The 10,934-nt window shown below is 66.1% G+C and carries 9 protein-coding genes; 5 read left to right on the plus strand and 4 right to left on the minus strand.

Annotated features, from left to right (window positions below):
- Positions 1-29: 29 nt before the first annotated feature.
- Together A5771_RS18500 and A5771_RS18505 are read right to left on the minus strand one after the other, a co-directional pair.
- Positions 30-2,642 (minus strand): helix-turn-helix transcriptional regulator, encoded by a 2,613-nt coding sequence (locus A5771_RS18500; protein WP_234783111.1) that lies wholly within the window; start codon positions 2,640-2,642, stop codon positions 30-32.
- A gap of 159 nt (positions 2,643-2,801) precedes the next feature.
- Complete coding sequence (locus A5771_RS18505; protein ID WP_064856649.1) at positions 2,802-3,848, minus strand: class I SAM-dependent methyltransferase; 1,047 nt, start codon at positions 3,846-3,848, stop codon at positions 2,802-2,804.
- A gap of 107 nt (positions 3,849-3,955) precedes the next feature.
- On the opposite strand from A5771_RS18505, the gene nadD reads away from it, so the two are divergent.
- The 5 genes from nadD to A5771_RS18530 are packed head-to-tail and all read left to right on the plus strand — an operon-like array spanning position 3,956 to position 7,307.
- Positions 3,956-4,627: a nicotinate-nucleotide adenylyltransferase gene (gene nadD, locus A5771_RS18510; RefSeq protein ID WP_082947318.1), complete on the plus strand. Its 672-nt coding sequence runs from the start codon at positions 3,956-3,958 to the stop codon at positions 4,625-4,627.
- Positions 4,624-5,031, plus strand: a complete 408-nt coding sequence (rsfS, locus tag A5771_RS18515; protein WP_064856650.1) for a ribosome silencing factor — start codon at positions 4,624-4,626, stop codon at positions 5,029-5,031. The genes nadD and rsfS overlap by 4 nt, the downstream gene beginning before the upstream one ends.
- Entirely contained in the window at positions 5,028-5,699 is a 672-nt protein-coding gene (gpgP, locus tag A5771_RS18520) for a glucosyl-3-phosphoglycerate phosphatase (protein ID WP_064856651.1), read from the plus strand. The genes rsfS and gpgP overlap by 4 nt, the downstream gene beginning before the upstream one ends.
- 16 nt (positions 5,700-5,715) lie before the next feature.
- Positions 5,716-6,447: a diglucosylglycerate octanoyltransferase gene (gene octT / locus A5771_RS18525; protein WP_064856652.1), complete on the plus strand. Its 732-nt coding sequence runs from the start codon at positions 5,716-5,718 to the stop codon at positions 6,445-6,447.
- A complete protein-coding gene (locus A5771_RS18530; RefSeq protein WP_064856653.1) occupies positions 6,444-7,307 on the plus strand; it encodes a DegV family protein in 864 nt (287 codons plus the stop codon). The genes octT and A5771_RS18530 overlap by 4 nt, the downstream gene beginning before the upstream one ends.
- Positions 7,308-7,320: 13 nt before the next feature.
- Here A5771_RS18530 and A5771_RS18535 read toward each other — a convergent pair whose 3' ends face one another.
- Positions 7,321-10,236, minus strand: a complete 2,916-nt coding sequence (locus A5771_RS18535; RefSeq protein WP_064856654.1) for an RND family transporter — start codon at positions 10,234-10,236, stop codon at positions 7,321-7,323.
- A complete protein-coding gene (locus tag A5771_RS18540) occupies positions 10,233-10,676 on the minus strand; it encodes an MmpS family transport accessory protein (RefSeq protein WP_064856655.1) in 444 nt (147 codons plus the stop codon). The genes A5771_RS18535 and A5771_RS18540 overlap by 4 nt, the downstream gene beginning before the upstream one ends.
- Positions 10,677-10,934: the final 258 nt, after the last annotated feature.

Raw genomic sequence — 10,934 nt, forward strand, 5'->3', positions numbered from 1 at the left:
CTACCGCCGGCCTTTCTGACGCTCGGAGCTCAGGCCCGGGGCCGGCCCTCGGCAAACAGCCGGACCAACTGATCGCGCCGCTCGATGCCCAGTTTGGCGAACATCCGGTAGAGATGCCCGTCCACGGTGCGTACCGAGACCGAGAGCCGATCGGCGATCTGACGGTTGGGCAGACCGGCGGCGACGAGCATCGCGATCTCGCGCTCCCGGTCGGTGATCGGCAGGGGCTGAGTCACCGCCTCGACTGCCGGAGTGTGGATGTCACCTTGGCGGGCCAACCACTGTGTCCGCGTTGAGGACTCCAATTGCTTGCCGCGTTGACCGCTGCGCGCGTATTCGGCGGATGCCTGGGCCGCCGCATCTGCAGCGAGCGCGAATGCCCCCAGGGTCGCGAACTTGTCCGACGCGGTGCTCAATAGGTCGGCGTTGTGGTCGGCCAGACCGCGAGCATGCGCCGCAACCGCATTGGGCAACGGGGAGTCCAGTGTCTCAGCGAGCTCTGCCAGCCGGTCGGCGTGCGAGCGGTCGCCGAACCTGACCGCGGTGTGCAGCGCCCGCAACTCGACCGCGTGCATCCCGGATCGGCGTGCGCTCTGCGCCGCCCGCAGCGCGTGAGCGCGCGCATCGGAGATCTGACCGTGCGCTGCCCGCTCCCAGGCCCGTGCTATCTCGAGTTCCGGTGCGAAAGCAGCGATTTGCGCTCCATAAACTTCTTCGCAGTGCCGCAATGCAGCTGAGGCCGACGCAGCGTTGCCTCGTGCCCCTTCGGCTTGGGTTGCCCATGCGTTGGCCAGCATCGGCCACAGCGATAGGGAAGCGCCCGACAACACCGGTATCGAGTCCTGAAACAACGAACACGCCAACGGCAGTTGACCGCGTGCCAGCTGTACCAGGCCGAACAGCACTCCGACCATCGCATCGGGTTCCGGCACGCCGGCAGCCATAGTGGCATAGCGTTCGGCGACCATTTCGGTCGCGGCCAAGTCACCGGCGGTGACCAGCGCCATGACCTCGGCGATACCGAGTGCGAATCGGATCATCCCGGAGCGACTACGCGCAGCCGCCTGCAGCCCCAGGTCGGCGATTCCGGAGACTTCGCCGAAGCGCCCCGCTGTGCTCAGCGCGTGCGCGGTGGGCACCGCAGCCAAGGCGGTTGACTCCGGCGATACGTCCGCCGCGCAGAACGGTGGTCCGGACCGAATCGTCTTTGCGAGGTTGCCAGCGAAGAACGTGAAAGCCACTTCCAGGGCGCGGCACTGGGCGGCGGTCACCTCCGAGTGCGCGCGGTCCTTTACCTCGGCCAGAACCGCCCATGCGGAATCGATCTCACTGCAGTTCCAGAACAGGTTCGACGCGCGAAGACAACCCCACTGAACTGTTGACGCATCGTCGGCGCCGTCGAGGCTGACATCGGTCAACACCGACTCGGCGTCGTCGCCTCGCCCTTGCCACAACAGTGCCTCTCCGAGAACGAGGGCCGCGGGTAAGCCACCGTCGCGGTCAAAGGCGAAGCGGGCCAGCTCTTCTGCATGGCCGAGGTTGGACATCGCCGCCGCCCTCACCGCCGCGCCGATGATCAGCTTGAAGTCGGGATCCAAGTCGCTGCAGATCATGAATTGAGCCATCCGGATCTTGCCGCGCACATCGGGCAACCGCAAGCGCCGCCCGCCACCACGAAGGTACTTGTCGAAGGCGTTGAACAGCAGACCGTTGAGTCGGCGGGCGCGCACCACCCCGACACGCTCGAGCACCGCTTCGCCGAAGACGGGGTGGGTCACCTGGACCAGCGTTCCCCCGGCATCGGAAGTCAGATGAATCAGCCGGTGACGCTCCAGCCCGGAAACAGCTTCGGGAGAACAGAGCTCACGGAAGACCTCCCAGTCGAGCAACTCGGCGGTCGCCAGGATCTCAAGTGCCTCAAGCTCTTCGGGGGTGAGGGCCTGGAGCCGAAAGCCGAGTAGGACAGACAATTCCTGGTCGGCGTGCAGGGAACCTTTGAGCTGCCAGCCGTACTCGTCTTGCACCAGGACACCGTGGTCGCGGCCGGCCCGCAGTAGTCCGCGCAGGTACAGCGGGCTTCCGCCGCTTCGGTCGTGCAACCGGTTGATCGCTTGCGGGCACACGACACCACCGAGTACCCGGCGGGCGAGCTCACCGGTCTGTTCGCGGGTGAACGGATTGATGCGCATGTTCAACAGCAACTGTTCTTTGAGCAGTGCAGTGACCGCGTCGAGAAGCGTTTCACCGGACCGGATCACCACGATCACCTGTGCCGTGCCTTCGGCGGCAAGCTGGTAGACCAAGGTGGCCGACAACGGATCCAGCAGTTGGGCGTCATCGACCACGATCACCGGGTTCTCGGCGGCCTCGAGGTTTTGGTGCGCGATCGCCAACATCGCTGCCGGCTCGCACGATGCATCGACAGTCACCGACCGGGAGAACGCGCCCAACGGCACGTCGCGGCCGGTCTGAGTGCCCAGCACAAAGCGAACCGTGCGCCCGGCGGCGGTGAGACGGGCTCCGAGCGCGCGTGCCAGCGTCGACTTGCCGACACCGCTGTCGCCGACCAGGGCGACGCCTTGAAACCCGGAATCGGGCTCGAGTGTCGCCAATGCTTCGCGCAGCTCATCGTCGCGGCCCACGATCGGCCACGCCGAAACTGCTTCAGCCTTGCTTCGCAAAGGGTCCGACCTCCCCCGGGGCCAACTGCGTTTGGCGCAAAAATACGCCGCACTTACGGGAGGGTGTAGATATTTCCGCCGCGAAAAACAAACGTTGACGATCGCGTTAATATGTCCTGGTCAGCGCGTGCGCTCGTACACCAACCAACGCAACTCGATCGGGCTGTCTTCACGCGACGTACGGAACGCATCGAGCCCGCTCACCCAGTCGACGTACCAGCTGGTGGGCGGCCAGGCGCCCTCGGGCAGATGAACCTTCTCGTACTCGTAGACCGACTCGTCGCCAACCAACCCCAGCGGCAAGCCGGCTGTCGCGGCGGATATCTCCTCGCGGGTAAACAGACTCGAGTACACCTGCTGACAGAATTCGCGGGCGGCATCTTCGGGTTCGTAGCCGTCCTGCGCCAGGAACGCGTTGAACACCAGCCGGCCGCCGGGCGCCAGACAGCGGGCGGCGAGCTCGAAGAGACTGCGCACCTGTTGCGTCGACCGGAAATCGGTCAGCACCTCCGAGAGCACGATCAGCTGGTAGTCGTCGCGCAGGTCGTCGCCATCGACGAATACGTCCCGCACGATGACGCGCACGTCCAACAGTTCCCGGTTCGCCTCATGCGTGAGTATCTCGGCGAACTTCGGGGTCATCTCCACGACGTCGACCGGATGCCCGCGTCGTGCCAGCGCCAGGGCGTTGCGCCCGGTGCCCGCACCGATCTCGAGGATGCGATGCGCGGCTGGATCTTCAGCTTCTAACGCCAGCTGCCAGACTCGGGCATCGGGCTCGGTGCCGAACAACGGCGGCTCCCGCGTCGCCAGCCAGCGTTCGTACGCCTCGGCGATCGAGGTCCATTCGGCGCGGACCGTGTAGCTCAGGGTGAGACCGATCGGGGCCTCGTATGAGATGACGATGTTCGAGCGCGGCGATGCCGCGTAGGCGGCGGCCAGTTGGCCCTCCAACACCTGGCGCAGATGGGCGAGTTCGGCGTCATTGAAGCGTTTGCCCAGGCCCGCGAATACCGTGTCGCACATCGACACGTATTCGTCCAGCATGCTCGGGACGGCCGGCAGCACGACCTGGCCACCGATCCGCGCGCGGGTATAGAAACGCCGCAACATGGCGTCCTTGGCGGCCTGCGCTCGATCAACCGATGACGACGGCAAATTCTCCACAGCCCTCTTCTACACGACCGTGGACCGCTTTGCCTCGACAATCGCGCTGAGCTGTCCGCGGCCGTCTGGCGACAGCCGTTTCCGCTGGTCCAGTAAGCTGGCGAACCATGCATGACGGGCTGCGCAGGCTGGGGGTGATGGGCGGGACGTTTGATCCCATCCACTACGGCCACCTGGTCGCAGCCAGCGAGGTAGCCCACAAGTTCGCGCTGGACGAGGTCGTGTTCGTGCCCAGCGGTCAGCCCTGGCAAAAGGATCGGCACGTCTCGGCCGCCGAAGACCGTTACCTGATGACGGTGATCGCCACGGCGTCCAATCCGCGCTTTTCGGTGAGCCGGGTGGACATCGACCGCGCCGGCCCCACCTACACCCGCGATACGTTGCGGGACCTGCACGCGCTGAACCCCGAATCCGAGCTGTATTTCATCACCGGCGCCGACGCGTTGGGCTCGATATTGTCCTGGCAGGGCTGGGAGGAGCTGTTCGACTTGGCGCGTTTCATCGGGGTCAGCCGGCCCGGATTCGAGCTGCGGCATGACCACATCACCGGCGTGCTGGGCGAACTGGAGGAGAATGCGTTGACCTTGGTGGAGGTCCCGGCGTTGGCAATCTCGTCGACCGAGTGTCGTCAACGCGCCGAGCAGCGCCGGCCGCTGTGGTACCTGATGCCCGACGGCGTCGTCCAGTACGTGTCCAAGCGCCGGCTCTACCGCAGTGACCCGGGCGCCAAGAAGGCCGTCGGCCGATCCACCAGCCTGGCCGCCGGGAACAACGCATGACAGCGACCCGCGAAGCGATCGACATGGCCACGGTGGCCGCGGTGGCCGCCGCGTCCAAGCTCGCCACCGACGTCGTCGTCATCGACGTATCCGCCCACTTGGTCATCACCGACTGCTTCGTGATCGCCTCGGCGTCCAACGAACGTCAGGTCAACGCCATCGTCGACGATGTGGAGGAGAAGATGCGGCTGGCCGGGTACAAGCCGGCGCGCCGCGAAGGCACCCGGGAGGGGCGCTGGACGCTGCTGGACTACGTCGACATCGTGGTGCACATCCAGCACCAGGACGAGCGGGACTTCTATGCGCTGGACCGGCTGTGGAAGGACTGCCCACTGGTGCCGGTGGACTTAGCGGACTCAGCCGCCGAGCCGGACGACGCGTCGGCGTCGGAGGGAGCCCCGTGAGGGTCCGCCGACTGATCCTGTTGCGGCACGGCCAGACCGAGTTCAATGCCGGCAGCAGGATGCAGGGTCAATTGGACACCGTCTTGAGCGATCTGGGTCGCGCGCAAGCGGAGGCGGCCGCCGAGGTACTGCGAAAGCGCCATCCGCTGCTGATCGTGTCGTCGGATCTGTGGCGTGCCTACGACACCGCCACGGTGCTGGCCGAGCACAACGGGCTGCAGGTCCGGGTGGACACCCGCCTGCGCGAAACACACCTGGGCGACTGGCAGGGCCTGACCCACGAGGAGGTTGACGCCGTGGCGCCGGGTGCCCGGCTGGCCTGGCGTGACGACGCCCGGTGGGCTCCGCATGGTGGCGAGAGCAGAGTGGATGTGGCCGCGCGCAGTGAACCGCTGGTCGCCGAGTTGGTGGCCGGCGAGCCCGAATGGGGGAGCGGTGACGCGAACCGGCCGGCGGTGCTGGTGGCCCATGGTGGCCTGATCGCCGCCCTGACCGCGGCGTTGCTGCGCCTTCCGGTGGAGAACTGGCCGGTGCTGGGCGGAATGGCCAACGCCAGCTGGACCCAGCTCAGCGGGTACTCCGATGTCGACGTGACCGATCCGGCCGGGGTGCGCTGGCGCCTGGATGTCTGGAACGCGTCAGCACAGGTAGCCGACTGTGAACTCTAAGTCCTACGACGCGCGGATGTCCTCGCCCTCCCGTCCGACGCTGTTGGTCTTCGCCGATTCCCTGTCGTACTACGGGCCCACCGGCGGGCTGCCGGCCGACGACCCGCGGATCTGGCCGAACATCGTTGGCGCGCAGTTGGGCTGGGATGTCGAGTTGATCGGGCGGATCGGCTGGACCAGTCGGGACGTCTGGTGGGCGGCCACCCAGGATCCGCGCGCCTGGGCCGCCCTGCCCCGGGCCGGGGCCGTCATCATCGCCACCAGCGGGATGGATTCGCTGCCCTCGGTGTGGCCGACCGCGGTGCGCGAGTTGATCCGGTATGTGCGGCCGCCCTGGCTGCGACGCTGGGTTCGCGACGGTTACGGTTGGCTGCAGCCTCGGCTCTCGCCGCTGGCCCGGGCGGCGCTGCCGCCGCGGCTGACCGCTGATTATCTTGAAATGACCCGTGGCGCACTCGATTTCAATCGGCCGGGGATCCCGATCGTGGCCTGCCTGCCGTCGGTTCACATCGCCGATACTTATGGCCGCGCCCACCATGGGCGAGAGCCGACGGTGCGGGCGATCACGCAATGGGCGCAGCGGCACGATGTCGGGCTGGTCGACCTGAAGTTGGGCGTGGCCGACGAGGTCATGAGCGGGCGGGCAAATCCGGACGGCATCCACTGGAACTTCGAAGCGCACCGGGGCGTCGCCGAACTGATGCTCAAGGCGCTGGCCGAGGCCGGCGTTCCCGGACAGGCGGAATGACCGGCCCCTCCGTCGTCGTGGTCACCGACTCGTCGGCGTGCCTACCCACTGAACTGCGGGACCGGTGGGACATCCGCGTGGCGCCGCTGCACATTCTGCTCGACGACGCCGACCTGCGCGACGGCATCGATGACGTGCCCGAGGACATCTATGCCCGGGACGGCGTCAGCACGGCCGGAAGCAACCCCGAGGAGCTGACCGAGGCCTATCGAAACGGGTTGGCCGACAGCGGCGGCGCCGGAGTGGTGGCGATCCACATCTCCTCGGCACTGTCCGGCACGTTCGGCGCCGCCGAGCACGTCGCCGCCGAAATCGGCCCCGGTGTCCGGGTTATCGACTCGAGGTCTGCGGCGATGGGCACCGGATTCGTGGCGCTAGCCGCCGCCCGCGCTGCCGCCGGCGGCGCCGATCTGGACGGGGTGGCGGCCGCCGCCGAGGCGGCCGTGCAGCGCAGCCGCGCCTACCTGGTGGTACAGCGGCTGGACAATCTGCGGCGCAGCGGCCGGATCGGCAGTGCGGCGGCCTGGCTGGGAACCGCACTGTCGCTCAAGCCGCTGTTGGCAGTGGACGATGGGAAACTCGTACTGGCCCAGCGGATCCGCACCGTCAACAAGGCCGTCGCATCGATGATCGATCGGGTCTGCGATGCGGTCGGCGATCGTCCCGCCGGGCTGGCCGTGCAACATGTCGCCAATCCGCACGGGGCACAAGAGGTGGCCGGTGCGCTGGCGGAGCGGTTGCCGTCCTGCGAGCCGGCCATCATCACCGACCTGGGACCGACGTTGGCCCTGCATGTCGGGGCCGGCGCGGTCGCGGTGTGCGTGGACCTGAATCCGGGAGGGGCTCCGGCCGGCGTCTGACCCGACCCGCGGGCTACTGCGTGGCGAACCTGTCGGTGTCTGCGGCGGGATCGGGGCGGGGCGTGTGGGCCGCGATCCCACGGATGTTCTTGTTGGGCCCCCACGGGCGGACCACCTGAGGCCACCAGAACCACTTGCCCAGCAGCGTCGCGATCGACGGCATGAAGAACGCCCGGACCACGAAGGTATCCAGCAGCAACCCGATGGCCACGGTCGTGCCGTACATGCCGATCGCCTTGAGATCACTGAAGAACATGATGCCCATGGTCGCGGCGAACACCATGCCCGCCGAGGTCACCACGCCACCGCTGCCGGCCATCGCCCGGATATAGCCGGTCTTCAGCCCGGCGTGGATCTCCTCTTCGAACCGCGAGACCAGCAGCAGGTTGTAGTCCGAGCCGACCGCCAGTAGCACGATCACCGCCAAAACCAGGGTCACCCAGTAGATGTGCTGGCCGAAGATGTGTTGCCAGATCAGCACCGAGATACCGAAGGACGCCGCGATCGAACTGGAAGCGGTACCCAGGATCACCAGCGCGGCCACCATGCTGCGGGTGATCATCATCATGATCAAGAAGATCAGCGTCAGCGACGCGACCACCGCGATCATCAGGTCGTACTTGGCGCCGTCGCTCATGTCTTCGTACAGGGCGGCCATCCCGCCGACGTAGACCTTGGCGTCGGACAGCGAGGACTGCTTGAGTGCCTCCTGCGCGGCGATGCGCTCCGGCTCCACGCGGGCAATGCCCTCCGCGGTGGCCGGGTAGGTCTGGTGGGTGACGAAGAAGCGCGCCGACTTGCCGTCCGGCGACATGAACAGGCGCAGACCCGTCTGGAAGTCCTTGTTGTCGAACGCTTCCGCGGGCAGGTAGAAGAAATCGTCGTTCTTCGAGTCGTCGAAACTCTGCCCCATCATGATCTGGGTGTTGCTCAGATCCTCCATCTGGTTGACGAACGCCGAGAACGTGGAATGCACGGTCAGCACCAAGCCGCGCATGATCCTCATGGTGTCGACGACGGCCGGCAGCAACTCCACCGCCTGGGGCAGCAGGCGGGCCGTCTTGGTGATGTCGGCTGACAGGTGGTGCAGTTGCTCGGTGAGCTGGTCGACACCATCGGTGGTGTCGAAGGTGCTCCGCAGCGCCCAGCACATCGGGATGTCGAAGCAGTGCGGCTCCCAGTAGAAGTAGCTGCGCAGCGGCCGGAACTGGTCGTCGAAGTCGGCCAGGTGGTCGCGGATCCGGTCGGAGACCTCCACGGTGCGCTCGGTGACCTCGGCGGTGTCATCGAAGGTCCGGTCGACCTCCTGCAGGTAGCCGTACATCTGGATCAGCAACTCGATGTCCTTGTCGAGCTGCTGGGAGATCGTGTCGATGTCTTTGATCCGGTCCTTGAGCGTCTTCATGTTCTGGATCATCAACTGATTGGACGCACTGAGCTGGAAGGGAACCGAGCTGTGCTGCAACGGGATTCCCAACGGCCGGGTGATGTCCTGGATCATCGCGATGCCGTGCACCCGCATGATGTTCTTGGCGACCCGGTCCAGCACCAGCATGTCGGCCGGGTTCCGCATGTCGTGGTCGGAGGTCACCATGGTGATGTCGGGGGCCATCCGGGCGGCCGAGAAGTGCTTCTCGGCGGCGGCATAACTCACGTTGACCGGGGTGTCCTTCGGCAGGTACTTCCGGTCGTCGTATCCCGGTTTGAACCCCGGCAGGGCGACCAGTCCGACCATGACGACCGCCAGGCTGGCCACCGCGATCGGACCCGGCCAGCGCACCACCGAAACCCCGGCGCGCCGCCAGAACCCACCCGGCTTGGCCGGTTTGGGCTCCAGCAGCCCGAAGCTGGTGACCACCACCAGCAACGCCGGTCCCAGGGTGAGTGCGGCGGCGACCACGACGATCATGCCCACCGAGACCGGGATCCCCATGGTGTGGAAGTAGGGCAGCCGGGTGAAGTACAACACCGCCGACGCCCCCGCGATGGTCAGGCCCGACCCCAGCACGACGGGGGTGACGCTGCGCACGGTGGTGTAGTAGGCGTCGACCCGCTCTTCGCCGGCCAGCCGGGCCTCGCGGTAGCGGCCGATCAGGAAGATGCCGTAATCGGTACCGGCGGCGATCGCCAGCATCACCATGATGTTGACCGCGAACGTCGTCAGGCCCATCACGTTGTTGAATCCGAGCACCGCGACGACGCCGCGCGCGCAGATCAGTTCCAGCAGCGTCAGGAACAGCTGCGTCAGCATCGCCGAGATGGACCGGAAGACGATCAGCAGCATGATTGCGATCGCGGCGATGGTGAACAGGGTGATCTTCACCAGGCTGGCGTCACCGATCTCGCGCAGATCCGCGGTCAGCGCTGCCGGACCGGCGACATAGGCCTGCACGCCGGGTGGGGCGGGGGTGTCATCGATGTGCTTGCGGACCGCTGCCACCGAGTCGTTGGCCTCGGTCATGCCCTGGTTGCCGACCAGGTTCAGCATGATGTAAGCGGCTTTGGCGTCGGAGCTCTGCACACCAGCCGCGGTCAGCCGGTCGCGCCAGAAGTCCTGCGCGTGCTCGACGTGCTCCGTGTCGGCGACCAGCTTCTTGACGATTTCGTCGTAGTAGTGGTGGGCGTCCTCGCCGAGTTCGTCCTCGCCGACCACCACCATCATCACGGTGCTGTTGGATTTGTATTCCTGGAAGTTCTCACCCACCAGCTGACTGGCGACCATCGACGGCGCGTCCATCGGCGCCAGCGGGGCCGAGTGTTCCTCGGAGATCACTTCCAGCTGGGGCACAAGGATATTGACCAGCACGGTGAACACGATCCAGGCGATGATGATCGGCACCGCGAAGATACGCAGCATGTGCGCGAAGAACGGCCGTTTGACGTGCGGGTCCTGGTGCTCGTCGAGCTGCGCTCGGATCCGTTTGATCATCCGGACTTCACCAGGCAGAAGGTCTGGGCGTTCACCCCGGTGGCGCGTCGTTCGTCGAGCAGTCGGTCGTCGATCTTGATCCGGCAGCCGATCTCACCGGTGTTGCCCTGCACGATCATGTTGGCCTGCACCGCGGGAAGCACGGTGACGACGGTGTAGGACCAGGGCAGCGGCACATTGTTGAGTTGATGGACGTTGGCCTCGGCGTCCCAGTAGTTGATGTCGGCGGTGGTGCCCGGCGGACCGAAAGCCTCGTAGGCGACGTACTTGGGGTTGAACTGCACGATCTCGATGCCGGCGCCGGCGTGGGGATTGAGGTCCTGGGAGGCGAATACCTTGTGCAGCCGGGTGACGATCACGGCGGATATGAAGACGACCACGATGAAGACCAGCGGAATCCAATGCCGTTTGACTATTGCGGCGATCTGAATCTTCCTCATATCACCGCCTTCCGCTGGTCGATAGTGCGGTCGAACGCCGGCAGCTGACAGTTTGTTCCGGCCTCGCTCGGAATCGTCGAAGGCTGCCCCGAAGATCGTCCCCGGGCAGCATAAACCTTCGCTTGGCTAACGATCGCAATGGGTGCGTCTGACCTCCTCCCACCCCGCCGAACGTGAAGGTGGCTTCACGGCCGACGGAATCCAATGGCGTTTGACTATTGCGGCGATCTGAATCTTCCTCTAATGACCGCCAACCGG

The sequence above is a fragment of the Mycolicibacter sinensis genome, from assembly GCF_001667375.1.
GTDB lineage: Bacteria > Actinomycetota > Actinomycetes > Mycobacteriales > Mycobacteriaceae > Mycobacterium > Mycobacterium sinense_A.

Excerpts from the sequence above, each read along its gene's own strand:
- nadD (WP_082947318.1), top strand. The coding sequence starts at position 3,956 with ATGCATGACGGGCTGCGCAGGCTGGGGGTGATGGGCGGGACGTTTGAT.
- rsfS (WP_064856650.1), top strand. The coding sequence starts at position 4,624 with ATGACAGCGACCCGCGAAGCGATCGACATGGCCACGGTGGCCGCGGTG.
- octT (WP_064856652.1), top strand. The coding sequence starts at position 5,716 with ATGTCCTCGCCCTCCCGTCCGACGCTGTTGGTCTTCGCCGATTCCCTG.
- A5771_RS18530 (WP_064856653.1), top strand. The coding sequence starts at position 6,444 with ATGACCGGCCCCTCCGTCGTCGTGGTCACCGACTCGTCGGCGTGCCTA.
- A5771_RS18535 (WP_064856654.1), bottom strand. The coding sequence starts at position 10,236 with ATGATCAAACGGATCCGAGCGCAGCTCGACGAGCACCAGGACCCGCAC.
- A5771_RS18540 (WP_064856655.1), bottom strand. The coding sequence starts at position 10,676 with ATGAGGAAGATTCAGATCGCCGCAATAGTCAAACGGCATTGGATTCCG.